The sequence below is a fragment of the Peribacillus sp. NJ11 genome (genome assembly GCF_030348405.1).
Classification (GTDB): domain Bacteria; phylum Bacillota; class Bacilli; order Bacillales; family DSM-1321; genus Peribacillus.
Genome location: NZ_JAUCFO010000001.1, coordinates 1,328,657 through 1,353,934 on the forward strand (window position 1 = coordinate 1,328,657; position 25,278 = coordinate 1,353,934).

At 41.5% G+C, this 25,278-nt stretch carries 25 protein-coding genes; 24 read left to right on the top strand and 1 reads right to left on the bottom strand.

Annotated elements, in window-relative coordinates; all coding sequences use genetic code 11:
• Positions 1-22 precede the first annotated feature (22 nt).
• The 4 genes from icmF to QUF86_RS06555 all read left to right on the top strand — a co-directional run bounded on the left by icmF (position 23) and on the right by QUF86_RS06555 (position 6,392).
• Positions 23-3,289 (top strand): fused isobutyryl-CoA mutase/GTPase IcmF, encoded by a 3,267-nt coding sequence (gene icmF / locus QUF86_RS06540; RefSeq protein WP_289314291.1) that lies wholly within the window; start codon positions 23-25, stop codon positions 3,287-3,289.
• A gap of 138 nt (positions 3,290-3,427) precedes the next feature.
• Positions 3,428-3,589: a hypothetical protein gene (locus QUF86_RS06545; RefSeq protein WP_289333861.1), complete on the top strand. Its 162-nt coding sequence runs from the start codon at positions 3,428-3,430 to the stop codon at positions 3,587-3,589.
• A gap of 195 nt (positions 3,590-3,784) precedes the next feature.
• Positions 3,785-4,375 carry a DNA-directed RNA polymerase subunit delta gene (rpoE, locus tag QUF86_RS06550; protein WP_353957649.1) on the top strand — a complete coding sequence of 197 codons (591 nt, stop codon included), beginning with the start codon at positions 3,785-3,787 and terminating at the stop codon, positions 4,373-4,375.
• Between the two features lie 409 nt (positions 4,376-4,784).
• Entirely contained in the window at positions 4,785-6,392 is a 1,608-nt protein-coding gene (locus QUF86_RS06555) for a CTP synthase (RefSeq protein ID WP_289314294.1), read from the top strand.
• A 336-nt stretch (positions 6,393-6,728) separates the two neighbouring features.
• On the opposite strand, the gene QUF86_RS06560 is transcribed toward QUF86_RS06555, so the two are convergent.
• The gene (locus QUF86_RS06560; protein ID WP_289333862.1) at positions 6,729-7,259 is read right to left on the bottom strand and encodes a DUF2529 domain-containing protein; all 531 of its coding nucleotides are present in this window, start codon (positions 7,257-7,259) and stop codon (positions 6,729-6,731) included.
• A gap of 316 nt (positions 7,260-7,575) precedes the next feature.
• Between QUF86_RS06560 and QUF86_RS06565 the strand changes: the two genes are divergently transcribed.
• The 20 genes from QUF86_RS06565 (at position 7,576) to QUF86_RS06660 (ending at position 25,088) form a co-directional block, all read left to right on the top strand.
• Positions 7,576-7,947, top strand: coding sequence for a response regulator (locus tag QUF86_RS06565; protein WP_034315860.1), 372 nt, complete (start codon positions 7,576-7,578; stop codon positions 7,945-7,947).
• Between the two features lie 245 nt (positions 7,948-8,192).
• Positions 8,193-9,050: a class II fructose-bisphosphate aldolase gene (locus QUF86_RS06570; protein ID WP_214744241.1), complete on the top strand. Its 858-nt coding sequence runs from the start codon at positions 8,193-8,195 to the stop codon at positions 9,048-9,050.
• 192 nt (positions 9,051-9,242) lie between these two features.
• Entirely contained in the window at positions 9,243-9,893 is a 651-nt protein-coding gene (fsa, locus tag QUF86_RS06575) for a fructose-6-phosphate aldolase (protein WP_289314296.1), read from the top strand.
• A 211-nt stretch (positions 9,894-10,104) separates the two neighbouring features.
• Positions 10,105-11,388 (top strand): UDP-N-acetylglucosamine 1-carboxyvinyltransferase, encoded by a 1,284-nt coding sequence (locus QUF86_RS06580; RefSeq protein WP_125159891.1) that lies wholly within the window; start codon positions 10,105-10,107, stop codon positions 11,386-11,388.
• Positions 11,389-11,487: 99 nt separating this feature from the next.
• Positions 11,488-12,450 carry a class II fructose-bisphosphatase gene (glpX, locus tag QUF86_RS06585; protein WP_289314297.1) on the top strand — a complete coding sequence of 321 codons (963 nt, stop codon included), beginning with the start codon at positions 11,488-11,490 and terminating at the stop codon, positions 12,448-12,450.
• Between the two features lie 328 nt (positions 12,451-12,778).
• Positions 12,779-14,068 carry a transcription termination factor Rho gene (gene rho / locus QUF86_RS06590; protein WP_289314298.1) on the top strand — a complete coding sequence of 430 codons (1,290 nt, stop codon included), beginning with the start codon at positions 12,779-12,781 and terminating at the stop codon, positions 14,066-14,068.
• A 149-nt stretch (positions 14,069-14,217) separates the two neighbouring features.
• Positions 14,218-14,418 carry a 50S ribosomal protein L31 gene (rpmE, locus tag QUF86_RS06595; protein WP_053348458.1) on the top strand — a complete coding sequence of 67 codons (201 nt, stop codon included), beginning with the start codon at positions 14,218-14,220 and terminating at the stop codon, positions 14,416-14,418.
• 137 nt (positions 14,419-14,555) lie between these two features.
• Complete coding sequence (locus QUF86_RS06600) at positions 14,556-15,161, top strand: thymidine kinase (protein ID WP_289314299.1); 606 nt, start codon at positions 14,556-14,558, stop codon at positions 15,159-15,161.
• 240 nt (positions 15,162-15,401) lie between these two features.
• Positions 15,402-15,857, top strand: coding sequence for a hypothetical protein (locus QUF86_RS06605; RefSeq protein WP_289333863.1), 456 nt, complete (start codon positions 15,402-15,404; stop codon positions 15,855-15,857).
• Between the two features lie 164 nt (positions 15,858-16,021).
• On the top strand, positions 16,022-17,092 hold the full coding sequence (prfA, locus tag QUF86_RS06610) for a peptide chain release factor 1 (RefSeq protein ID WP_289327411.1): 1,071 nt from the start codon (positions 16,022-16,024) through the stop codon (positions 17,090-17,092).
• Positions 17,085-17,954 carry a peptide chain release factor N(5)-glutamine methyltransferase gene (gene prmC, locus QUF86_RS06615; RefSeq protein ID WP_289333864.1) on the top strand — a complete coding sequence of 290 codons (870 nt, stop codon included), beginning with the start codon at positions 17,085-17,087 and terminating at the stop codon, positions 17,952-17,954. The genes prfA and prmC overlap by 8 nt, the downstream gene beginning before the upstream one ends.
• Before the next feature lie 149 nt (positions 17,955-18,103).
• Entirely contained in the window at positions 18,104-19,033 is a 930-nt protein-coding gene (spoIIR, locus tag QUF86_RS06620; protein WP_289333865.1) for a stage II sporulation protein R, read from the top strand.
• A gap of 287 nt (positions 19,034-19,320) precedes the next feature.
• Positions 19,321-20,370 carry an L-threonylcarbamoyladenylate synthase gene (locus QUF86_RS06625; protein WP_289333866.1) on the top strand — a complete coding sequence of 350 codons (1,050 nt, stop codon included), beginning with the start codon at positions 19,321-19,323 and terminating at the stop codon, positions 20,368-20,370.
• Between the two features lie 75 nt (positions 20,371-20,445).
• Positions 20,446-21,012 (top strand): manganese efflux pump MntP, encoded by a 567-nt coding sequence (locus QUF86_RS06630; RefSeq protein ID WP_289333867.1) that lies wholly within the window; start codon positions 20,446-20,448, stop codon positions 21,010-21,012.
• Positions 21,013-21,156: 144 nt separating this feature from the next.
• The gene (locus tag QUF86_RS06635; protein ID WP_289314304.1) at positions 21,157-21,600 is read left to right on the top strand and encodes a low molecular weight protein arginine phosphatase; all 444 of its coding nucleotides are present in this window, start codon (positions 21,157-21,159) and stop codon (positions 21,598-21,600) included.
• Positions 21,601-21,622: 22 nt separating this feature from the next.
• Positions 21,623-21,880, top strand: coding sequence for a hypothetical protein (locus QUF86_RS06640; RefSeq protein ID WP_289314305.1), 258 nt, complete (start codon positions 21,623-21,625; stop codon positions 21,878-21,880).
• An 88-nt stretch (positions 21,881-21,968) separates the two neighbouring features.
• Positions 21,969-22,184 (top strand): hypothetical protein, encoded by a 216-nt coding sequence (locus tag QUF86_RS06645; protein ID WP_289314306.1) that lies wholly within the window; start codon positions 21,969-21,971, stop codon positions 22,182-22,184.
• Positions 22,185-22,351: 167 nt separating this feature from the next.
• Positions 22,352-22,798: a ribose 5-phosphate isomerase B gene (gene rpiB, locus QUF86_RS06650; RefSeq protein WP_289314307.1), complete on the top strand. Its 447-nt coding sequence runs from the start codon at positions 22,352-22,354 to the stop codon at positions 22,796-22,798.
• 84 nt (positions 22,799-22,882) lie between these two features.
• On the top strand, positions 22,883-23,476 hold the full coding sequence (locus tag QUF86_RS06655) for a TIGR01440 family protein (protein ID WP_289314308.1): 594 nt from the start codon (positions 22,883-22,885) through the stop codon (positions 23,474-23,476).
• Between the two features lie 370 nt (positions 23,477-23,846).
• A complete protein-coding gene (locus QUF86_RS06660) occupies positions 23,847-25,088 on the top strand; it encodes a serine hydroxymethyltransferase (protein WP_289333868.1) in 1,242 nt (413 codons plus the stop codon).
• Positions 25,089-25,278: the final 190 nt, after the last annotated feature.

Here is a 25,278-nt window from a genome sequence, read left to right on the forward strand (position 1 = left end):
TGTTTCAATAAGGAGGAGCCAAATGAGTACAGTCAAAGTGTATAAACCGAAGAACCATATCAGATTCGTTACAGCTTCGAGTTTATTTGATGGACATGATGCATCTATCAACATAATGAGGAGAATCCTTCAGTCCAGCGGGGCAGAAGTCATTCACCTAGGTCATAATCGTTCGGTGGAGGAGATCGTGAATGCGGCCATCCAGGAAGATGTTCAGGGCATAGCCATGTCATCATACCAAGGTGGGCATGTGGAATATTTTAAATATATGTATGACCTACTGAAGGAAAAGGGAGCCGAGCACATTCGAATTTTTGCCGGCGGAGGCGGGGTCATCATCCCGAGGGAAATTAAGGAACTCCATGATTATGGGATTGCCCGTATCTTTTCTCCCGATGAAGGTCGGGAATATGGGCTTCAAGGCATGATAAATGTATTGATGGAGGAGTGTGATTTCTCGACTGTCAAACCATCTTTACAGGAACGTTTTGATGAATTGATCGCAGGGGGGACAAATGCCATTGCCCAATTCATTACCTTTGCTGAAAATAGACTCGATGCTTCCCAGGAATCGGCAGCAGCGGTGGAGAGTCTTTTTGAGCAGATCAAGACTTCGGAAAAGAAGGTTCCTGTCCTTGGGATTACAGGGACGGGCGGCGCTGGAAAAAGTTCATTGACAGATGAATTGATACGAAGGTTCATTAACGAAGTTCCAGACGAGAAAGTCGCCATTCTTTCTGTCGACCCGACCAAACAAAAAACAGGCGGTGCCCTGCTTGGTGACAGGATTAGAATGAATGCGATCTTTTCAGAGCGTGTTTATATGCGAAGCTTGGCCACGCGTCATTCAAAAAGTGAGTTGTCTTTGGCGATAAGGGATGCCATTTCAGTCGTGAAGGCAGCTGGCTTCGATTTAATCATCGTTGAAACGAGTGGAATTGGTCAGGGAGATGCAGAAATTGCCGAGATATGCGATGTATCCATGTATGTAATGACGAGTGAATTCGGTGCGCCTTCCCAACTTGAAAAAATCGATATGATTGATTACGCAGACTTGATAGTCATTAACAAATATGAGCGCAAAGGCTCCGAAGATGCAAAAAACCAAGTTCAAAAACAATACCAAAGAAGCCGTACGCTTTTTGATCAAGATCCATCTGAAATGCCAGTGTATGGAACGATCGCTTCCCAATTCAATGACCCAGGCACCAATGCTTTATTCGCTGCCCTGATTGAAAAGCTTAATGAAAAATCAGGGACGGATTGGAGTACCGCCTTTTCGAAAGAAGCGGATGTTTACAAGCAAAATGTCATAATTCCAACTGATCGTCGTTATTATTTACGTGAAATCAGTGATACTGTCAGATCGTATCATAAACGTGCGGCTGAACAAGTGCGTATTGCCCGCAGGCTTTTCCAGATTGAAGGAGCAATTGAAGCAGTTAAGGAAAATGAGAATAACGAAGACATGGTGGCTTCTTTAGAAAAATTGAAAAAAGAAACCGCTTCAAATTTATCACCTGAATCTAAAAAAATCCTTTCTGGATGGATGGATTTAAAGGAAAAGTATGCGGGGGAACAGTTTGTAACGAAAGTCAGGGATAAAGAAATCATCACGAAGCTGAAAACAAAAAGTTTATCAGGATTAATGATTCCGAGAGTATCACTGCCTAAATATGTTGATTATGGAGAGATCTTAGGATGGGTATTCCGTGAGAACGTTCCGGGCTTCTTTCCTTACACAGCGGGAGTCTTTCCATTCAAGCGTGAAGGGGAAGACCCGAAGCGGCAATTTGCCGGCGAAGGATCGCCCGACCGAACCAACAGGCGTTTTCATTATTTGTCAAAGGATGATAATGCTAAACGGCTAAGTACGGCTTTCGATTCTGTAACTCTATATGGAGAGGATCCTGATCACCGGCCTGATATCTATGGAAAGGTAGGGGAAAGCGGAGTCAGTATCTGTACGTTGGATGACATGAAAAAGCTGTATGCAGGCTTTGACCTATGCCACCCCTCGACCTCTGTATCCATGACCATCAATGGACCGGCACCAATCATTTTGGCCATGTATATGAATACTGCAGTCGATCAGCAGGTTCAACGGAAAGAAGAAGAGTTAGGCCGTCCCCTTACGGAAGCCGAACTTGAAGAAGTGCAGGCTTATACTCTTCAAACAGTACGCGGAACTGTTCAAGCGGATATTCTGAAAGAAGACCAAGGCCAGAATACATGCATCTTCTCTACGGAGTTTGCCTTAAGATTAATGGGGGATATTCAAGCTTATTTCATCGATCGGAAAGTCAGGAACTATTACTCTGTATCCATTTCTGGCTATCACATTGCAGAAGCGGGTGCCAATCCCATTTCACAGCTGGCTTTTACATTAGCGAATGGCTTTACTTACATTGAATATTATTTAAGTCGCGGAATGAATATTGATGACTTTGCCCCGAATCTGTCGTTCTTCTTCTCGAATGGACTGGATCCGGAATATACGGTTATCGGCAGGGTGGCAAGAAGGATTTGGGCTACAGTCATGCGGGATAAATATGGTGCGAATGAACGTAGCCAGAAGCTGAAATATCATATACAGACTTCAGGGCGCTCCCTACATGCGCAAGAAATTGATTTTAATGATATCAGAACGACACTTCAGGCTTTAATGGCACTGCAGGACAACTGTAACTCCCTGCATACCAATGCGTACGATGAAGCCATCACGACGCCTACAGAAGAATCCGTGCGCCGGGCAATGGCCATACAAATGATCATTACAAAGGAGCATGGGCTCTCAAAAAATGAAAACCCGATGCAAGGTTCCTTCATCGTAGAGGAATTGACGGATCTGGTTGAAGAGGCTGTACTGCAAGAGTTCGATCGCATCAATGATCGAGGCGGTGTGTTGGGTGCAATGGAGACACAGTATCAGCGCGGGAAAATCCAGGATGAATCGATGCATTATGAAATGAAAAAGCATACGGGTGAATTGCCGATCATTGGGGTCAATACGTATTTGAACCCAAACCCTCCTTCTGAAGAAGCTGTGAACAGCATGGAGATTGCCCGTGCAACAAAAGAAGAGAAGGAAGGGCAAATCATCAACCTTCAGGCATTTCAGGAAAGAAATAAGGAGTTCACTGATGAAGCCCTGACAAAACTGAAAGCGGCTGCCATGAATGGGGAAAATATCTTTGCTGAACTCATGAATTGCGTGAGAGTGGCCAGTTTGGGCCAGATAACCAGGGCGCTATACGATGTAGGCGGTCAATATCGAAGAAATATGTAGTGTAAGAAGGGGGCTCCGAAGTTTAGGGGCCTCTTTTTTTAAATAATTTCCGTCTTTTTTAACAAAATGAAGATTTTACCTTATAATTATTTGGAAAAGGGGCAAAAATGAAGAATCAGCCCTATTGGAGTTGAGAAAATGAACCTGAAAATGATTGGATTGATCATAGGTTACATTCTTGCCATCATTATTTTATTTGAGCTGTATGAGCATCAATTGGGTGCCATCTCTTTTTTTATCCTGACTGTTGTCTTTTTTACGGCAGCCTATCGTCAGAAACCGAAAAAAGAAAATGAATGATTTTTCAGTCCTGTGAACGAGAGACCTTAAGGTAAATCTGTGAAAGTATCAGATAGAACTAGCATAAACCCATTTAGATTGTTTATAATGGAGTATATGTCTAGCAGGAATTGTCGTTATTTTATCGAAATACTGTTTTAGATTATTTTTTTATGTGAAAAAACACGGATTTCAGTGTTTGAATAGAGAAGGGAAGTGCGGAATTTGAGTTTAAAACAACACTCAAAAGAGCAATTATTGGAAATGTCCTTAATTGAGATGGCATATGATTTGTTAGTGGAAAGAAATGAACCGATTCCATTTAAAGAATTAATAAGTGAATTAGCTTCGCTGCACCATTTATCAAAAGCGGAAGTGGCAAAAAAAATCGCACAATTCTACACGGATTTAAATGTGGATGGCCGCTTCACTTCACTTGGAGACAACCGCTGGGGATTGAAAACATGGTACCCAGTTGACCAAATCGAAGAAGAAGTTGTACATGTTGTAAAACCTAAAAAGAAAAAGAAAGCTAAAAAGGCTGCTGTCGTTATCGACGATTTCGATGAACTTGAAGACGAAGATCTTGACTTTGACGAAGATGTCGATGATCTGGACGAAGATGAAGATGACGACGATGATGATATCCTAGGTTCTCCAGTTATCGACGAAGTGCTTTTGGATGATGACGTGGATGATGATGACGATCTGGAAGAAGAAATAATTGAAGATGATGCATTTGTCCTGGAAGATGATGAGGACGAAGATGAAGACGAAGAAGAGTTGGATGAAGATAAAGAGAAATAAATAATCGCCCTTGACTTTTTGAGGCGAAATTTGTAGAATCATTTTTGGGCTCCTTAAAAAAGGACACAATGATTAAATTATATCGCTCCCTTACTTTTATTGTAAGCGGAGCGTTTTTGTTTTTAATGATGGAATGAATAAATGACATCATTTTTTTATTTTTAAAAATGATTTCTCGTAGAATTGTAAAAACTATAGAGAACATATTTTGTTTACTGTCATTTAAGGAAATTTATTCTTGTTCATGTATCCTGCATGACTCTCACTAAAGACCTTTAAGTGATTAATGGTTTGTACCGATTTACGGTTTGTAGCTTTTAACCGCTTGTGTAGCGGAAGATTTGATGCAGGTTCTGATTGAAATGTGAAGAACAGCATTGGAAGAAAACATTCTATAGGAGGATATAAGATGACAAAATATATTTTTGTGACAGGTGGAGTAGTTTCTTCCTTGGGAAAAGGGATAACGGCCGCTTCTTTAGGTAGACTTTTAAAAAATAGGGGATTGAATGTTACCATCCAGAAGTTTGACCCTTATATCAACTTGGATCCAGGTACGATGAGTCCATATCAACATGGTGAAGTGTTTGTAACGGATGATGGTGCTGAAACGGATTTGGATTTGGGTCACTATGAGCGTTTTATTGATATCAATCTTGGTAAACACAGCAATGTGACTACAGGTAAAATTTATTCGACTGTCCTGAGAAAAGAACGCCGTGGCGATTATTTAGGTGGAACAGTTCAAGTCATTCCCCATATCACGAATGAAATTAAAGAACGGGTTTTCCGTTCAGGTAATGAAACGAATGCAGATATAGTCATCACCGAAATTGGTGGTACTGTTGGGGATATCGAGTCACTTCCATTCCTTGAAGCGATTCGTCAAATTAAAAGTGATATCGGAATCAATAATGTTATGTATATCCATTGTACCCTTGTACCTTACATCAAAGCTGCTGGTGAAATGAAAACAAAACCGACACAGCATAGTGTAAAAGAATTACGCAGTCTTGGCATTCAGCCAAATATCATCGTTGCACGTACAGAAAGCCCAATTTCACAAGATATGAAGGATAAAATCGCTTTATTCTGCGATATTGATAAAAATTCTGTTATCGAGTGTCTTGATGCGGATACACTTTACTCCATCCCTCTTGCGCTTCAAGCACAAAATATGGATCAAATCGTTTGTGATCACTTGAAATTGGACTGTGGCGAAGCGGATATGGAAGATTGGAAAGAATTGGTCAAAAAGGTTACTTCTTTATCAAAGAAAACGAAAATCGCCCTAGTCGGAAAATATGTTGAATTGCAAGATGCTTATCTTTCTGTAGTGGAAGCACTTAAGCATGCAGGTTACGCATTTGATGCAGATGTTGAAATCGACTGGGTGAATTCTGAAGATGTAACAAAAGAAAATGTTGCCGAACTTCTTCAAGGTGCAGATGGAATCCTTGTTCCTGGTGGTTTTGGAGATCGTGGAATCGAAGGGAAAATTGCAGCCACCGAATTTGCCCGCACGACAAAAACACCGTTCTTCGGAATTTGTTTAGGCATGCAGTTGGCATCCATTGAATATGCACGTAACGTCTTAGGATTGCCAGAAGCACATTCAGCTGAAATCAAAGAGGATACTCCAGATCCAATCATCGATCTTCTTCCTGAGCAAAAGGATGTTGAAGATTTGGGTGGTACACTGCGTCTTGGTCTGTATCCATGTAAGCTTATCGAAGGAACTAAAGCATTCGAAGCTTATAATGATGAGGTTGTTTATGAACGTCACCGTCACCGTTATGAATTCAATAACCACTACCGTCAGGCTATGGAAGAGGCAGGATTCGTCTTTTCCGGTACAAGTCCAGATGGTCGTCTGGTTGAAATCATTGAATTGAAAGATCATCCTTGGTTTGTGGCTTCTCAATTCCATCCGGAATTCACGTCACGCCCTAACCGTCCACAGCCGCTATTCCGTGACTTTGTCGGTATGTCTTTAAAGCGCAGCGCAAAACTTTAATAAACAAAAAAACAGCCCATATGGCTGTTTCAGACTGTAGGCAAACTTGAAGGAAATCGAGTTTGCCTACAGTTTTTTTATGGCTTGTACAATTCCATTCCAGGCACTGGCTTTCCGTGGGCGGTCATGGAGCCTCCTCGGCTTGCGCCTGCGGGGTCTCCCTTAGACGCGCTTTTCCCGCAGCAGTCTCGCACCTTCCTCTCCAATCAACTTTGTTATAACATTTAGATAGCAATCAAACCTGAGGAGTTGAAGGTGTTGCTTTGGGTCAGTTGGTTCGGGAACATCATTTGATGAAAGATATATTTCCCGAACCCCCTTTTTTAAATGAATTTATCATTCTTCATCTTCATATTCTTTTATGATTTCTTCAAGAGTGAATTTAATCCCATAATAAGCGAAAAGAGCGGCAATGAGGGTAGGGTACCCATATCGATTTCCAGTTTCATCGGGAATCAATCCTCGTTGGATACGTAAATCTATATGTACGTCAGCCAACTCTAAAAGTGAATCCTCTTTAGAAGGAACGGATGTAGAAACCGCAACAAATGGTATATCTTTTTCCTTTAGTTGTTTTGCCAGCATCAAAGCTTCAAAATCATCCGAATGGCGACTGAATATAAGGAATCGATCTTCCCCGGAAATAGTTTCTACTGATTCATATCTTTGTGCCTTAGGGAAGGGTTCTGCCCCATCTAAAGCCTCGGCAGTGACGCCCTGCATTTCACCAATACCGTGAATGAACACAGTGCCATCCCCAACTACAGCCTGAGCCAGCAAGCGTCCGGCATCCTCCATTTCAAAGGCTTCATTTTCAATCATTTTTTTAAATAAACCGCTTATCTGTGTCGAGAAAATTTTTAACATGAGTAGGGACTCCTTTAAAAAATAATATACTTATTATAAAGGACTTTCCCTTGCATTGACAGGTTTCAGGGCTTTTGATCCAAAGGGCTGAATTTACAAAATCGGTCGAAAAAACAAAAAAATTAAAAATCCTTTTAGCCATACAGCAGGAATTTTGTTACAATTATCGAATATGAACATAGAAATCATGAATGAAATTAATGCGTTGGACTTCATGTGATTTGACGCAATCTATGTAACTACCCTTTTTCGGGTAATATGGCCGATTCGGCTAATACATTTAATTTTATAAATCGGGAAGGGGAGAGGTGATAAAATGCCAGGGAAAATATTGATTGTTGATGATCAATTTGGGATTCGTATTTTATTGAACGAGGTTTTACATAAAGAAGGGTATGAAACATTTCAAGCTGCAAATGGCATTCAAGCCTTGGAAGTGCTAAATAACCATTCACCTGATCTTGTATTACTGGATATGAAGATTCCGGGAATGGATGGAATTGAGATCCTGAAAAGGATGAAAGTGGTCGATCCGGACATCCGGGTCATAATCATGACCGCATATGGTGAACTTGATATGATCCAAGAAGCAAAGGATTTAGGTGCAATGACCCACTTTGCAAAGCCGTTTGATATTGATGATATTAGAAAAGCCGTTCGTGAATACTTACCGATTCAATCTAGTTAACGGTCTGGAAAATTCAATATTATTGACGAAAGAATTGCCGCGGCTATCTTTTTAAGAGGGCCGTGTTTTTTTGGAATAAAATTTGAGGCTTGGCATAGTGTATTTGTTGCTGTTTTTTTGATGTATTGATATGCTAAAAGAGGAGAGATATTCTGATTTATAAGCGTATGCTACTTTAGTTTTAGGGAATATCTAGAAAGAATTAACTTTAAAAATAATAACATCCACTAGTAGGAGGAAATCAAATGCCTTTAGTTTCTATGAAAGATATGCTGAATAAAGCTCTTGATGAAAAATATGCAGTAGGTCAATTCAATATCAATAACCTGGAATGGACCCAAGCTATCCTAGCTGCTGCAGAACAAGAAAAATCTCCAGTCATCCTTGGTGTTTCCGAAGGGGCTGCCCGTCACATGGGTGGTTTTAAAACGACTGTCATGATGGTTCAAGGATTGTTGGAAGACATGAAAATCACTGTTCCTGTGGCCATTCACCTTGACCATGGTTCAAGTTTTGATAAATGTAAAGAAGCTATCGAAGCTGGATTCACTTCAGTAATGATCGATGCTTCACACCATCCAATCGAAGAAAATATCGAAACAACGAAGAAGGTTGTCGAATTCGCTCACGCACGAAATGTTTCGGTAGAAGCGGAAGTGGGCACGGTTGGTGGACAAGAAGATGATGTAATTGCTGATGGAGTCGTATATGCAGATCCTCAAGAATGTGAACAGTTAGTTAAAGAAACGAATGTCGACTGCTTTGCTCCAGCATTGGGATCCGTTCACGGACCGTACAAAGGTGAACCTGACCTAGGCTATAAAGAAATGGAAGAAGTACGGGATTTAACGAACAAACCTCTTGTTCTTCATGGTGGTACAGGCATTCCTACGAAAGATATCCAAAAAGCGATTTCTCTTGGAACATCAAAAATCAATGTGAATACGGAAAATCAAATTGTATTCACAAAAGCTGTTCGTGAAGTTCTGAATAACGATGCTGAAGTATACGATCCTCGTAAATTCATGGTTCCTGGCCGTGAAGCTATTAAAGAAACTGTCATCGGCAAAATACGTGAATTTGGTTCAAACGGCAAAGCATAATTTTTCAACTGCAGCATAAGGGTTCCATCCCTTTGCATGTAAGATGCCATAGGTAATGTTTCCATTGGGGGGGGCACCTCCCCTAATGGTTTCTTTTAGATGCAGGGCTGAATCCAAGCTCTATTTTTTGAAGAATTAGAATTCAGATGCATATAGGGAAAGAAAAAATCGATTACATACGGAGGCTATTTTATGAAATTCTTTATAGATACAGCAAACATGGAAGAAATCAAACAAGCGCACGAACTGGGCGTTTTAGCTGGAGTTACGACTAACCCGTCCCTTGTTGCAAGAGAAAAGGGAGTTTCTTTCCATGACCGGCTAAAAGAAATCACAAGCCTTGTTAAGGAATCCGTTTCTGCAGAAGTCATTGCGCTTGATTTTGAAGGAATGATGGCTGAAGCCAAAGAACTTGTTGCGATTGCACCTAATATCACGATTAAAGTACCAATGACTCCAGACGGTTTGAAGGCTGTTGCAGCTCTTACAAAACAAGGTGTCAAAACAAATGTCACCCTTATTTTCAGTGCTAACCAAGCATTATTGGCAGCTAGGGCAGGAGCGACTTATGTATCCCCATTTTTAGGACGCTTGGATGACATCGGCCAAAATGGTTTGGATTTAATTTCGGATATTGCTGACATATTCGCGATCCATGATATCAATGCTGAAATCATTGCAGCTTCTATCCGCCATCCGATGCATATTACAGAAGCGGCTCTTAAAGGGGCACATATTGCAACGATCCCTTATAAAGTTTTAATTCAATTATTCCACCACCCATTAACGGACAAAGGGATTGAAGCTTTCTTGAAGGATTGGAATTCACGTACTGAAGCATAATGCCTTGCCGCTAAGTCACTATAGATTGCACCGTTTAAATAAAATTAACATAAATTAGAAATTTTTATCTTTTTTTTACATGAATTTTCTACTTTTGTGTAAACTAAAGAACTAGATAGTGAATGTTGTCGGATTATGAAATTCTCCTGTGGTAAAATATTACTTTTTTTGAAAGTAGCATCTAAGTGCTTAGCGTGGAAGGGAGTTTATTATGGAAAAACTTAAAATTGCCGGTGGCTATCCTTTAAAGGGAAGCATTCGTGTCAGCGGAGCAAAAAATAGTGCGGTCGCCCTTATCCCTGCAACAATTTTAGCGGACTCTCCCGTAACGATTGAAGGCCTGCCTGATATCTCGGATGTTCAGATGCTGAAAGAGTTAATGGAGGAAATTGGCGGTGAGGTATCCTTTGATGATGGGGAAATGACAGTGAATCCCAGCAGGATGATTTCAATGCCTCTTCCAAATGGAAGAGTTAAGAAGTTACGCGCCTCTTATTATTTAATGGGGGCAATGCTTGGTAAATTCAAAAAGGCAGTGATTGGTTTGCCTGGAGGCTGCCATTTAGGACCTCGCCCAATAGATCAACATATTAAGGGGTTCGAAGCACTAGGCGCACAAGTGACGAATGAACAAGGAGCCATTTACCTTAGGGCGGACGAGCTACGGGGAGCACGCATTTATTTGGATGTCGTTAGTGTAGGGGCAACGATCAATATTATGCTTGCCGCCGTTTTGGCCAAAGGCCGCACTGTGATTGAAAATGCTGCGAAAGAACCGGAAATCATCGATGTTGCCACTTTGTTGACCAATATGGGAGCGAAAATCAAGGGTGCAGGAACGGATATCATCCGTATTGATGGTGTGGAAAGTTTGCATGGGTGCAAACATACAATCATACCGGATCGGATTGAAGCCGGTACTTTCATGATTTTAGCCGCTGCTGTCGGTGAAGGAATCTTGATCGACAATGTCATTCCCCAGCATTTGGAGTCATTGACTGCCAAAATGAGGGAAATGGGGATTAATATTGAAGCCGGTGATGATCAGATATTTGTTTCACCGGGAGAAAAATATAAATCCGTAGATATCAAGACGTTGGTTTACCCTGGATTTCCAACAGATCTTCAGCAACCTTTCACTTCTCTTTTAACAAAAGCCAGCGGTTCTAGCATGGTGACCGATACGATATACGGGGCACGATTCAAGCATATTGATGAACTGCGACGCATGAATGCGAAGATCAAAGTCGAGGGCAGAGCGGGCATCATTGATGGTCCTGTCCAACTTCATGGGGCAAAAGTGAAGGCAAGCGATTTACGTGCCGGAGCAGCTCTGGTAATTGCCGGTTTAATGGCTGAAGGGATTACAGAAGTGACCGGGCTTGAACATATAGATCGCGGATATAGCCATCTGGTTGAGAAACTTTCAGGTTTGGGAGCAACGATTTGGCGTGAAGAAATGACGCAAGAAGAGGTGGAGCAGCTTAAAAGCTGATCCCTTTTCTTGTTACCTCATTGTGTTACTATATATGATATAATGTGTTATACTAATATATAAATAAATCATGCTAGTGTACATGAGGGGGAACCGGAAATGGAAAGAAGTTTATCGATGGAGCTTGTTCGCGTAACAGAGGCGGCGGCACTAAATTCTGCTCGTTGGATGGGAAGAGGAAAGAAAGACGAAGCAGATGATGCAGCAACAACTGCAATGCGGGATGTTTTCAATACTATTCCCATGCAAGGGACGGTTGTAATCGGTGAAGGGGAAATGGATGAAGCGCCAATGCTTTATATTGGTGAAAAGCTTGGTACTGGTCTTGGGCCACTAGTGGATGTTGCAGTTGATCCTTTGGAAGGAACGAACATCGTTGCATCTGGCGGCTGGAATGCATTGGCTGTATTGGCGATAGCCGATAAGGGGAACTTGCTTCATGCCCCGGATATGTATATGGATAAAATAGCTGTCGGTCCCGAGGCTGTTGGTCAGATTGATATCAATGCTTCTGTGTTGGACAACCTGAAAGCGGTAGCCAAGGCAAAAAATAAAGATATCCAAGACGTAGTCGCAACAGTATTGAACCGCGATCGCCATTCGAAAATCATTCACGAACTTCGTGAGGCTGGGGCACGTATCAAGTTGATTAACGATGGAGATGTAGCCGGTGCCATCAATACGGCTTTCGATCTTACCGGTGTTGACATCTTATTCGGATCTGGCGGAGCTCCAGAGGGAGTTATTGCAGCTGTTGCCTTAAAATGCCTCGGAGGGGAAATTCAAGGTAAGCTTCTTCCTCAAAATGATGAAGAAGTTGAACGCTGTTTAAAAATGGGCCTTGATGTAGGAAGAGTCCTGAGAATGGAAGACCTTGTTCGCGGAGATGACGCGATTTTTGCTGCGACAGGTGTGACTGATGGAGAACTTTTACGCGGTGTACAATTTAAAGGGCATTACGGCGAAACACAATCCGTAGTCATGCGTGCTAAATCTGGTACCGTTCGTTTCATTGATGGACGCCACAGTCTTAAAATTAAACCGAATGGTTTGATTGACTGAGAACGTTTTTTAGAAAGTATCACCGATAAAAAGCGAGCGGTTTCATCGCTCGCTTTCTCTTTTAAAAAATTTAAGTTGAATAATTAAAATAAAAAAAGTAAAATAAAGCTTGGTCTACTATTAATTGATTTATATATATAAAATCTGCCCTTTCACTCCAAACTTCAAGAAGCCTTCAAATAATTTTCTTCTTTACATGTAAAAATGTATCATCCTTTCTAAGAAAACTCTGGTCGGGTACATGGATTGCGGTTTTTCTTCCATCTAACAAACCATTTCTTTTTCAGTATGGGTGAAAACGTTTAATTAATAAAAGTGTGGTGTCATAATGAATTTAACTATTTCTAATTTAGAAAACATGAAACTAAAGGATCTCTATGAGCACGCGCGTGAATATAAAGTTTCCTATTACAGCAAACTTTCAAAAAAGGAACTTATTTTCGCTATCCTGAAAGCACAAGCTGAGCAGGATGGTCTCCTATTCATGGAGGGCGTTTTAGAGATCATCCCTTCTGAAGGCTTTGGATTCCTGCGTCCAATTAATTATTCTCCAAGCTCGGAGGATATTTATATTTCCGCTTCACAGATCCGCAGATTCGATTTGCGAAATGGAGATAAAGTGTCCGGTAAGGTAAGGCCTCCAAAAGAAAATGAGCGCTATTATGGATTGCTGCATGTCGAAGCCGTCAATGGCGATAATCCGGAATCAGCTAAAGAGCGTGTTCATTTTCCAGGTTTAACACCGTTGTATCCAAACAGGCAAATCAAACTGGAAACGACACCAAAGAACATATCAACTAGAATTATGGATGTCCTGGCACCGGTCGGTTTTGGACAGCGTGGGTTGATTGTCGCACCGCCAAAAGCTGGTAAAACGATGCTCATCAAAGAAATTGCCAATGCGATAACCACGAACCATCCTGAATCCGAATTGATTGTGCTGTTGATCGATGAACGCCCGGAAGAAGTGACGGACATTGAACGTTCCGTTGCTGGAGACGTGGTAAGTTCAACGTTCGATGAAGTGCCGGAAAACCATATTAAGGTAGCTGAGCTAGTGTTAGAACGGGCCATGCGACTTGTGGAGCATAAGCGGGATGTCATCATTTTAATGGACAGCATCACTCGACTTGCCCGTGCTTACAACCTTGTCATTCCGCCAAGCGGGCGTACATTATCCGGAGGGATTGACCCTGCTGCATTCCATCGTCCAAAACGCTTCTTCGGTGCGGCAAGGAATATCGAGGAAGGCGGCAGCCTGACGATCCTTGCTACAGCATTGGTAGATACGGGTTCAAGAATGGACGATGTCATTTATGAAGAATTTAAAGGTACGGGTAATATGGAACTGCATTTAGATCGTGCACTTGCCGAAAGACGTATCTTCCCTGCAATCGACATTCGTCGCTCAGGCACTCGTAAAGAAGAATTGTTAATTCCGAAAGATCGCCTGGATAAACTATGGGCCATTAGGAAAACGATGTCGGATTCACCTGATTTCTCAGAGAAATTCCTTCGCCGTCTAAAACAGACAAAAGGCAATGAAGAATTTTTCAGTAAGTTGGATGAAGAAATGACAGAAATGAAAAAGGGACCAGCGAGCGTAAAACGTTCTTAAACAGTGAAAGAAACAAACTGTTGCACAACTAGTCTTAAGTTGCTATAATGAGTTCATGTGTTTTTACAATAAATGTGAGAGTGTTTTTCCCTCACCTTGAAGTATATAACTCTGTTTCGAATGATTCAGGGCAGAAGGAGCTGAAAAGAATGAAAACTGGAATTCATCCAAATTATAAACTTTCAAAAGTATCTTGCTCTTGCGGAAACACTTTTGAAACTGGTTCAGTTAAAGAAGAGATCAAAGTTGAGACTTGTTCAGAGTGCCATCCATTCTATACTGGTCGTCAAAAATTCGCTGAAGCTGGCGGACGTGTTGATCGTTTCAACAAAAAATACGGTATTAAATAAGCCGGACTTTTTAAAAACAGGCAAGTATTTTTCTTGCCTGTTTTTTCTTTTCTGTAAACAAGTAAGAATTTATATAAAGCCGGGTCCACTTCAATTATGGCCAAGGGATCGACAGGTGGAAGGGAGTAGCTGTTTCCATGTATGTAATGAAACAAACAGGCTGGATCGAGCTTATTTGCGGAAGCATGTTTTCAGGTAAGTCTGAGGAATTGATTAAACGAGTCAGCCGTGCTCAATTTGCTAAAGAGCAAATAGCTGTATTTAAACCAGCTATAGATAATCGCTATGCGGAAGAGGCTGTCGTATCACACAATGGCTCTTCTGTGATGGCAAAACCGATTGCCCATTCAACGGATATTTTTAAGTGTTTGGACAAGCCCCTGGATATCATTGCGATAGATGAAGTTCAATTTTTTGATCATGAAATTATCGGGGTTGCCCAGCATCTTGCGGACAGCGGTTATCGAGTGATTATGGCTGGACTCGATCAAGATTTCAGAGGTGAACCATTCGGTCCTATGCCCGTTCTATTATCGCTGGCAGAATCAGTGACTAAGCTACAGGCTGTGTGTGAAGTGTGCGGATCACCTGCGAGCAGGACACAGCGGTTGATAGATGGAGCGCCGGCCTCCTATGATGAGCCGATCATCCTTGTGGGTGCATCGGAATCATACGAGCCCCGCTGCCGCCATCATCACGAAGTTCCAGGTAAGCAAGCTGTTGGGATTAAAGAACATATTTGAATGATGGTGCCCTATGATCCGATGAGATCTTAGGGTGCTTTTTTTTTGAAGAAATGGTTAAATCATGGCGGAAAGTGAGTTTATTCTAAAGGCGGTAAGATCTACCCAAAAAAACTGCTGAAGGTATTCAGATGGTAAGACCAATACATGGAAGGGAAATAAAAGATAAATACTGCCCCATTTTGGGAAGGCTAACAAGGAAATGTTCTTCTTAACTAGTCAAAATGGAGGGAAAAAAATATGAAATCAAAACTATTTTTTATGACGGCCTTTCTTCTTGCTGCACTAACGGCATGCGGTCAAAATGACAATGCAATAAATAATGATTCGGAATATGGTGATCAATCCCGGGATGGCCAGGATTTTGTTGGCAAAGGTTTAAATCGTGTGTCCAATAATGATTGGGATAATGAAGCGGAACGTCCATCGGATCAAGTTCTCAACACACCGCATCATACATCCAATAATTCTCCATCCATGGGGCAGGAAATTGATGAAATCAGAGGGATCATTAAATCGGAAACTAATTATGAGGCAGGCTCCGTTTGGTTTAATGGCAATACCATACATGTTACGGTCCATGATAACGGCGAAATCAAGACGGAAAAAGAAAGAAATAAGGAAAAGCAGCGAATTCAAGGCATGATAACCAAGGTTGTGCCCCAATATAATATAGATGTTGATTTAAAGAAATAACCACAATTTTGAATCCTCTTTGACGTTGATTATTCACCTATACTATAATTAACCTAGAAGTGAACTGAGCTGGGGCACTGAACTACTTATTTATAGTTAGAAAAGATGGATTACTTCCAATACGTTTCATGGAGATGTTTTGGAAAATTTATGAGGTGAATAATTTGTTTGATCGATTGCAAGCAGTAGAAGATAGATATGAAAGATTGAATGAACTATTAAGTGACCCGGAGATCATTAATGATTCTAAGAAGCTAAGGGAATATTCCAAGGAGCAATCCAGTATTCAAGAGACCGCATCGGCTTATAAAGAATATAAAGCGGTTCGTGAGCAACTCCAGGAAGCCAAGGCGATGCTGGAGGACAAACTTGATGCGGATATGCGTGAAATGGTTAAAGAAGAGATCAATGAACTTGAAGAGACCATACAAGGCCTTGAGGATAAACTGAAAATCTTGCTCATTCCTAAAGACCCTAACGATGATAAGAACGTAATCATGGAGATCCGCGGAGCGGCAGGCGGAGACGAGGCGGCCTTATTTGCAGGTAGCCTATACCGAATGTATAGCCGTTTTGCTGAGGTTCAGGGTTGGCGGACTGAAGTCATTGAAGCAAGTCCTACAGGGCTTGGAGGCTACAAGGAAATCATATTCATGATTAATGGAAATGGCGCTTATTCAAAATTGAAATTCGAAAATGGAGCCCATCGCGTTCAGCGAGTACCTGAAACTGAATCAGGTGGACGGATTCATACATCTACAGCCACGGTTGCCGTTTTACCGGAAGCTGAGGAAGTGGAAGTCGAAATCCATGATAAGGATGTTCGCGTCGATACCTTTGCATCAAGCGGTCCTGGAGGGCAAAGTGTCAACACGACCATGTCAGCGGTGCGATTGACACATATTCCGACGAATACGGTTGTATCTTGTCAAGATGAAAAATCACAAATCAAGAACAAAGAAAAAGCAATGAAGGTTTTGCGTGCCAGGGTGTATGATAAAATCCATCGCGAAGTGCAGGCTGAATATGACCAAAATAGAAAGCTTGCTGTTGGAACGGGCGATCGATCCGAAAGGATTCGCACGTATAACTTCCCGCAAAACCGCGTTACCGACCACCGTATTGGTTTAACGATTCAAAAGCTGGATCAAATCATGGAAGGTAAACTGGATGATGTCGTGGATGCTTTAATCATGGAAGACCAATCTTCCAGGCTGGAAAATGCAGATGAATAATTCTGCCTTGAAAGTGTTTGAAGCCCTTAAATGGGCTTCTTCTTTTTTAAAGGAAAATGATCGTGACGCCAATGCAGGGGAAATCTTGTTACAGCATTTTTTAAAACTAACGCGCTCCCAGTTACTGGCCAACCTTCATGATGAGCTCAGTGAAGCGGATCTTGGACAATTTAAGGCAGCTGTTGAGCTTCATGCTGATGGAACGCCCATCCAATATATAATAGGCAGTGAAGAATTTTATGGACGGACCTTCTTTGTGAATGAAGAAGTGCTGATACCGAGACCTGAAACAGAAGAATTGATTTATTATACATTACGTAAGCTTCCGGCCGTTTTTATGGAGGGACAGAAGCTCCGTTTAGCGGATATTGGGACAGGCAGCGGTGCAATCGCCATTACGATGAAGCTTGAAAAATCAAACTTGTCGGTGACGGCCACGGACATAGCAGATCCTTCACTTGAGGTGGCGAAGAAAAATGCCGAATCACTTGGTGCCGAAGTGCAGTTCGTGCAAGGTGATTTACTTCAGCCGTTGATTAACATGAACCAGAAAGTGGACATCCTTTTATCTAATCCGCCATATATACCAAATGATGATCAAAAATCCATGTCTGTAGTCGTAACGGGTCATGAACCCCATCGTGCATTATTTGCGGGTATCGATGGTCTGGACTTTTACCGCCGCTTTATGGAACAGTTACCTCTGATCATGGAGGTGCCTGGACTAATCTGTTTTGAAGTGGGCACTGGGCAGGGCCAGGCAGTTGCCGATTTATTGAAGCGGACTTTTCCTGCCGCAGAAGTATCCGTTGTAAATGACATTAACGAAAAAGATCGAATGGTCTTTGCTGAATTAAAATGATTCGTCTCCCTATGTGAGACGGATTTTTTTGTATGGACATCCCTCATTATCGATTTGGAATCTATATTTCCAGCATTAATTTTTTTATTTTTACTAGTTTAAGATAGCTGGAAAATGGTGAGACTAATTCATGTGAGGGGGCGAAGGCGATGAAAACTAAACATTTAGCCATTATTTATCTATTAATCTTAACAATAGGAACGATTGTAAGTATATATATGCCTAAAGCGGAGATGGTCGGTGCAGAAGAAACGATGGTAATTCCGGATGAGGCGATTCGTCTGAGGATACTTGCTAATAGTGATACAGAAAAGGATCAAGCGGTTAAACGGCTGATTAGGGATCAGGTAAATGAAGATATCACAAAATGGGTCGAGGAGCTTACTTCATTGGATGAAGCGAGGGATGTGATCACCTCGCATCTACCGGATATTCAAGCCACGGCTGAGGCAGTTATAAAGGAACATGGTTTGGAACAGTCAGTAAAAGTGGATTTTGGACAAGCCGAATTTCCGACAAAACTTTACGGGCAGTATTTATATCCGGCAGGGGATTATGAAGCTGTGATCATCACACTTGGTGAAGGGGAAGGGGCTAATTGGTGGTGTGTGTTATTTCCTCCACTATGTTTCTTGGATTTTTCAAATGGAACTGCTGTAAGTCAAAGTCCGATTGTCGAGGATGAAGATGAAGGATCTGTAACTTCGGAAGGGAAGGCTTATGCTGCAACGAATGAGGAGAAAGAACCTGTTCCAGAGGAAGCGGTTGAAGAAGAAGTATTGGTTGAAAAGGTAAAAGGGCCAGATGCAGTAGTTGAAGAAGAAGCAATTGAGGAAAGTGTGGAAATACCGCAAAAAACGGTAAAAGAAGAGGTTGTAGAGCCAGAAGTAAAAGGAGAAGTGAAAGAAGAAAAAGCCACGGATGAAGTAAGGGAGGAAGTAATTGATGGGAATGTAGATGAAAACAAGGTTAAACTTGCGGCATCCAATGAACAAGGTCAACAATTATATGAAGGGGAAAAGGAGCCAGAGGTGAAAGTGAAGTCCTTATTTGCAGAAATCCTAAATGATCTTTTTTAAAAAGAGGGGGGCCCTCTTTTTTTATGATCAGATAATTTCGAAAACATATCCACAGGGTTATTAACAAAAAATCAAAAAAGTCTGTCATTAATCATTAATATCCACAAACTTATCCACGGTTTCGGTAGTGTTATCCACAATTTGTGGATAACACTTGAATTATGTGTATACTTCTTTTATACTTTCAAAGTATCTTTCAAGTAAAATTAGTACGATAAGTTGATAATACCGTTCATATAAAAGCGATTATATAAAATAAGAAATGTTAAAAGGCGATGGTGTTTAAGATGAAAACGAAAGTTTGGTCAGTGGATAAAGATGTGGATAATTTACAAAGTTATCCCCAGATTACACAATCAGCTGAATTATTAAAGGATAATCAAGTGGTTGCTTTTCCTACAGAGACCGTTTATGGACTAGGAGCGAATGCCAAAAGTGACGAGGCAGTCAAAAAAGTGTTTGAAGCAAAGGGGCGTCCGAGTGATAATCCATTAATCGTTCATATAGCCTCAGCTGACCAGTTGTCAGGTATTGTAGAGGAGATTCCTGATCAGGCACGAAAGCTGATGGCTGAATTTTGGCCGGGTCCTTTGACTTTGATCATGAAACGAAAACCGGGCCAGCTATCGAATCTTGTGACGGCTGGATTAGAGACGGTGGCTGTCAGGATGCCGGATCATCAGGTTGCACTCGGTCTAATTCGTGCTAGTGATTTGCCCATTGCGGCTCCAAGTGCAAATACTTCAGGAAAACCAAGTCCCACTTCAGCTAAACATGTTGAAGATGACTTGATGGGCCGGATTGCAGGCATAGTCGATGGCGGGACTACGGGTGTGGGTGTGGAATCAACAGTACTTGATTGCACAGTGGAAGTCCCTGTTATTTTAAGGCCTGGCGGGGTGACTCTGGAACAGCTGGAAGCTGTCATAGGGGAAGTTAGGCAAGATGTCGCTTTAAAGAATCAGGAAACGGCGCCAAAAGCTCCGGGCATGAAATATACCCACTATGCTCCGAAGGCCCCTCTATATTTAGTCAAGGGTAATCAAGATTTCCTTCAGAAACTTGTGGATGAAAAAAGAAGTGATGGGTTAAAGGTAGGCATCATAACGGCTTTAGAACATCAACAGGATTATCAGGCGGATTATGTGGTTGTCCCTGGTTCATTAGCGGATTTACATACAGTTGCCACAGGCTTATATGATACTTTACGACAGTTTGATGAGCTGGAGGTCGATATCATTTTTAGTGAAATGTTTCCTGAATGTGGGATCGGAGCCGCTGTCATGAACCGCCTTGAGAAGGCGGCAGGTCATCAAATCATCGAGGAACATGTGTAATAAGGACTGATTTATTCTTCTAATTCTTTTCGGACATGCATAACATGTAGTAGGCACGTCCGAGGGAGGATTGGGATGAATACATTTGCTGGAGAAATCATCACCTTATTGCTCATGGCATTCGCGTTGGGAATGGATGCCTTTTCCGTCGGCCTTGGAATGGGAATGTTTAAGCTAAGGTTGAGGCAAATATTTTTTATAGGGCTGATAGTAGGCATTTTTCATATTTGGATGCCCTTGCTTGGTATGGGGGCAGGCCGTTTCATTTCAGAAAAATTCGGGACCTTTGCTACATATGCCGGCGGTCTATTGTTGGTCATTCTTGGTATCCAGATGTTTATCCCAGGTAAAAAGGAAGAAGCTGGTATCAAGGAAAATAAGATGCTGGCTCCGGTCGGGAAAGGTCTATTCATTTTTGCTTTAGGCGTAAGCCTGGATAGCTTCTCAGTAGGGTTAACCCTGGGCATTTACGGTGCAAAAACGATTTTAACCATTCTATGTTTTGGGATGGCTGCCGCCCTATTAACGTGGGCAGGGCTTTTACTGGGTAGAAAAATGCAAGGGTTGCTCGGGGTGTATAGTGAGATTCTTGGCGGAAGCATCCTGTGTGCATTTGGATTGAAATTATTGTTCTCTTTTTAATTCACTTGACATCATATCTTTCCTTCCTCAACTGTTCCGATTACCGGGGCGGTTTTTATTTATTCTTATGATATCAAGAGTGCTTATTTTTTTGACTATAAAGAACGGGCGATAGCTTATAATGAATAAAAAGGAGGCGTTAAAATGATACGAGTATTATTTGTATGTACGGGCAACACATGCAGAAGCCCCATGGCAGAAGCGATATTAAAAAACAAGAATATTAAGGGTATTGAAGTAAAGTCCGCTGGCGTTTATGCTTCAGCCGGCCAGGATGCTTCATTGCATGCTAAAAATGTATTGATTGAAAATGAAATAGTGCATAATCATCATTCAACGCCTTTATCCGAGAAGGAAATGGAGTGGGCTACTCATATTTTCACCATGACGGAAGGGCATAAAGCGGTCATCATCCGTACATACCCCAAGATGATCGGTAAGACTTTTACTTTGAAAGAATTCGTTATTGACGATAAATATGACAGGGACATAATGGATCCGTTTGGCGGTTCTGAAGACATTTATCAAGAGACGTTCAAGGAACTGCAGGAAATAATAGAAGAATTAGTCATAAGGCTCAAAGAGTAAACGATCTACAGGGGAAAAAAGAATGGCAGAAAGACCACATTATAATAAGTTTGGCTTGCGAAAAAAATTAGTTTTCTTCATCACAGCCCAAGCTCTGATTGTCAATTCATCCTTGCCGTGTTCCAATTTCTTGCTCCCTCCAATTTTATTTGAAAAGATGAGTTCGCTGAGTTTTAGTGTAGGGACGCTTATATTAGGCATATTGGGATCGGGGGTTCTTGCGTTTTTTGCTGCTGTTGTTCAGGGGCACTTCAAATTTGGTTCAAACTATTCAAGTTGAGGTCCAGACGTTGTAAAACACGATCAAGTCATATCGGCCAAATGAAGAAGCCCAAAAAGGAACGGATACGGATATAGCAATAGAAGGAATGACAAAAACGGTACATAATGTGGTCGCTGCAGTAAAAGATATTACTGAGCTTGTTGACCATCGAATCGAAAGTGTAGAATCAAGGCAGTCCCAAGAAGTGGTTGCCATTGCAGAAGAAATCTCTGCTGGAGCGGAAGAAGTAACGGCTAGGAAAGCGAACAAGCAATTGTCGTGGAAAAAGTCGAAAAATCGGCTATTGATCTTAAAGTGCTAGCGGAAAGTTGAACAGGACGATTACACGCTTTCACACTTGGCATTTTTTCAGCAGGAAACCTGAGTTGGTTTCCTGCTTCTTTGAGGTCAGAAAAAGGCTGGCCATCCTTTATCTTTTCATAATTTTGTGACACAATAAAATCAAATAAAAGTTAGAGGAGGATTTTGATGAAAGTTGCGATTGCTTCGGATCATGGTGGTATACATATCCGTGAAGAAATAAAGAATTTAATGAATGAGTTACAGATTCCATTTGAAGATTTTGGCTGTGAATGCAGTACTTCAGTGGATTATCCTGATTATGCCTTGCCGGTTGCTGAAAAAGTGGCACAGGGTGAGTTCGATCGGGGTATTTTAATCTGTGGCACTGGAATTGGAATGAGCATTGCAGCCAATAAGGTCAAAGGGATACGATGTGCATTGGTTCATGATGTCTATAGTGCGAAATTGACCCGTCAGCATAATGATACCAATATGTTAGCGATGGGTGAACGTGTCATTGGCCCGGGTCTTGCCAGGGAAATTGCACAAACATGGCTGACTTCGGAATTTGAAGGCGGGCGTCATCAAAACAGGATCGGTAAGATAGCGGAGTATGAAGGTAAACACAGCTAATCGTTAAGGTTTTGGAAAAAAGGATCTAGAGAGATCTCCCTTTTCTTCCGATAGCAAGTTTTCTTATTGAAAGGATGCGTTTTCATGACAAGTGATGCTACATTTTCAAATGAGCTTGAGATATGGGAAAACCAGTTTCGGAAACTATTATTTGAGTTTCAAGAAGAGGCAGCTTTAAAAGAGAAACAGCTACTGGTAATCGGTTGCAGTACAAGTGAAGTGATCGGAAAACGGATCGGTACTGAAGGGACCCTCGACGTTGCGGGGATGATTTTTTCCGTAGTGAACGATTTTCAAGAAAAAACGGGTGTTCAGGTTGCATATCAATGTTGTGAGCATCTAAATAGGGCATTGGTTTTGCAAAGGGAAATCGCGGTTCGAAACAATTATGAAGAAGTTTCGGTTGTACCTGTCAGAACAGCTGGGGGATCGATGGCGACGTTCGCCTATCAACAATGGAAAGATGCTGTCGTCGTTGAGCGCATTAAAGCGGACGCGGGGATAGACATTGGGGACACCTTCATTGGCATGCATTTGAAGCATGTGGCGGTTCCGGTTCGATCTGCAATTAAAGAAATAGGACATGCACATGTGACCATGGCAAAAACCCGCCCGAAACTAATTGGCGGGGAGCGGGCCGTTTATCAGGACATCCCTGAAAACAAGAGTTGTATTTAATGGGTAGGTGAGACAGCATTTCTCGGATGGGGAATGCTGTTTTCTGATTGAATCTGGGCAAAATCGTAAAGCTCAAGATAAGGTTCACAAAAAAACTTTATTTTGTGGTGCTAATAGAATGGTGATTTTACTCATTAAATATAGGGTTAAAGAGCTATTTAACATGTTTTAGATGTTAAATACGAACATTTTTAAATGAAAAAACATTTAATGTTCGATAAAAATAGACTATCACTTCTAAATTAGACATGTTAAAATGGAGTAGAATTTTCTAATAATTATTGGTAAGGCTTTTTCATGCTTTCCTGAAGGCATGTTGCACATAAAAACTAAAAAGCGAATCACGCACAATTTGAGGAGGAATTACGGAATGAATCGTTTAGCAAAGCAAGATGAGCAAGTGTTTAACGCAATTCAGCTGGAATTAGGGCGTCAAAGAAGTAAAATTGAGCTTATTGCTTCTGAAAACTTCGTGAGTGAAGCTGTCATGGAAGCTCAAGGGTCGGTCCTGACTAATAAGTATGCAGAAGGATACCCTGGAAAACGTTACTATGGCGGATGTGAGTATGTCGACATCGTTGAAGATCTTGCACGTGAGCGTGCGAAAGAAATTTTCGGCGGAGAGTATGTGAACGTACAGCCTCACTCTGGAGCTCAAGCCAATATGGCCGTTTACTTTACAGTGCTTCAAACTGGCGACACAGTGCTTGGGATGAACCTTTCACATGGAGGTCACTTAACACACGGAAGTCCAGTTAACTTCAGTGGTGTTAACTACAATTTTGTTGAGTATGGTGTCGACGAAAAAGATCACCGTATCGATTACAATGATGTATTGGAAAAAGCGCGTCAGCACAAACCGAAATTGATCGTAGCGGGTGCAAGTGCATATCCACGGGAAATTGATTTCAAGCGATTCCGTGAAATTGCAGATGAAGTCGGTGCTTATTTAATGGTCGATATGGCTCATATCGCAGGTTTAGTTGCGGCTGGATTACATCAAAGCCCAATTCCTTATGCTGACTTTGTAACGACAACCACTCATAAAACACTTCGCGGACCACGCGGGGGAATGATCATCTGTAAAGAAGAATTCGGTAAGAAGATCGATAAATCCATCTTCCCTGGAATTCAAGGCGGTCCATTGATGCATGTAATATCCGCTAAGGCTGTTGCATTCGGAGAAGCGCTTCAAGATGAATTTAAAGTGTATGCACAACAAATCATCGACAATGCTAAACGCTTGGGCGAAGGTTTAAAGAAAGAAGGATTCACCCTAGTTTCTGATGGAACGGACAATCACTTGATTCTTCTTGATGTTCGCTCTACTGGATTAACGGGAAAAATCGCAGAACATGTTTTGGATGAAATCGGTATTACCGTTAACAAAAATGCGATTCCTTATGATCCGGAAAAACCATTCGTTACGAGTGGTATTCGTATTGGGACCGCGGCAGTGACATCACGTGGCTTCGGATTGGAAGACATGGATGAAATAGCTGCAATCATCGGACTTGTTTTGAAAAATAATGAAGACGCTGCTAAGCTTGAAGAAGCAAAACAGCGTGTTGAATCATTAACGAACAAATTTGAATTATATCCTTCATTGTAATATCGGAGCTGCTCCCTTTTAAAGGGGGCGGTTTTTTTGCACCTTATAGAGGTCAGTATGTTAGAAGAGTCCGAATAGTGAAAATAGGTCTGACATCTAAACCTTTATTGAAGATTGAAACGTTTTTCTGTAAAATAGGTTGAAGTGAATTTTAAAAGGACACGAAAAATTTTTCTATTCGATTAGGGAA

Bases quoted from the DNA above. Each gene is read 5' to 3' on its own strand.
- QUF86_RS06580 (WP_125159891.1), top strand. From the start codon at position 10,105: ATGGAAAAACTTAAAATTGCCGGTGGCTATCCTTTAAAGGGAAGCATT.
- QUF86_RS06625 (WP_289333866.1), top strand. From the start codon at position 19,321: ATGAAAACGAAAGTTTGGTCAGTGGATAAAGATGTGGATAATTTACAA.
- glpX (WP_289314297.1), top strand. From the start codon at position 11,488: ATGGAAAGAAGTTTATCGATGGAGCTTGTTCGCGTAACAGAGGCGGCG.
- QUF86_RS06640 (WP_289314305.1), top strand. From the start codon at position 21,623: ATGGCAGAAAGACCACATTATAATAAGTTTGGCTTGCGAAAAAAATTA.
- rpmE (WP_053348458.1), top strand. From the start codon at position 14,218: ATGAAAACTGGAATTCATCCAAATTATAAACTTTCAAAAGTATCTTGC.
- spoIIR (WP_289333865.1), top strand. From the start codon at position 18,104: ATGAAAACTAAACATTTAGCCATTATTTATCTATTAATCTTAACAATA.
- rpiB (WP_289314307.1), top strand. From the start codon at position 22,352: ATGAAAGTTGCGATTGCTTCGGATCATGGTGGTATACATATCCGTGAA.
- QUF86_RS06630 (WP_289333867.1), top strand. From the start codon at position 20,446: ATGAATACATTTGCTGGAGAAATCATCACCTTATTGCTCATGGCATTC.
- QUF86_RS06560 (WP_289333862.1), bottom strand. From the start codon at position 7,259: ATGTTAAAAATTTTCTCGACACAGATAAGCGGTTTATTTAAAAAAATG.
- rho (WP_289314298.1), top strand. From the start codon at position 12,779: ATGAATTTAACTATTTCTAATTTAGAAAACATGAAACTAAAGGATCTC.
- prmC (WP_289333864.1), top strand. From the start codon at position 17,085: ATGAATAATTCTGCCTTGAAAGTGTTTGAAGCCCTTAAATGGGCTTCT.
- fsa (WP_289314296.1), top strand. From the start codon at position 9,243: ATGAAATTCTTTATAGATACAGCAAACATGGAAGAAATCAAACAAGCG.
- QUF86_RS06555 (WP_289314294.1), top strand. From the start codon at position 4,785: ATGACAAAATATATTTTTGTGACAGGTGGAGTAGTTTCTTCCTTGGGA.
- QUF86_RS06655 (WP_289314308.1), top strand. From the start codon at position 22,883: ATGACAAGTGATGCTACATTTTCAAATGAGCTTGAGATATGGGAAAAC.
- QUF86_RS06545 (WP_289333861.1), top strand. From the start codon at position 3,428: ATGAACCTGAAAATGATTGGATTGATCATAGGTTACATTCTTGCCATC.
- QUF86_RS06565 (WP_034315860.1), top strand. From the start codon at position 7,576: ATGCCAGGGAAAATATTGATTGTTGATGATCAATTTGGGATTCGTATT.
- icmF (WP_289314291.1), top strand. From the start codon at position 23: ATGAGTACAGTCAAAGTGTATAAACCGAAGAACCATATCAGATTCGTT.
- QUF86_RS06600 (WP_289314299.1), top strand. From the start codon at position 14,556: ATGTATGTAATGAAACAAACAGGCTGGATCGAGCTTATTTGCGGAAGC.
- QUF86_RS06635 (WP_289314304.1), top strand. From the start codon at position 21,157: ATGATACGAGTATTATTTGTATGTACGGGCAACACATGCAGAAGCCCC.
- QUF86_RS06645 (WP_289314306.1), top strand. From the start codon at position 21,969: ATGACAAAAACGGTACATAATGTGGTCGCTGCAGTAAAAGATATTACT.
- QUF86_RS06660 (WP_289333868.1), top strand. From the start codon at position 23,847: ATGAATCGTTTAGCAAAGCAAGATGAGCAAGTGTTTAACGCAATTCAG.
- QUF86_RS06605 (WP_289333863.1), top strand. From the start codon at position 15,402: ATGAAATCAAAACTATTTTTTATGACGGCCTTTCTTCTTGCTGCACTA.
- QUF86_RS06570 (WP_214744241.1), top strand. From the start codon at position 8,193: ATGCCTTTAGTTTCTATGAAAGATATGCTGAATAAAGCTCTTGATGAA.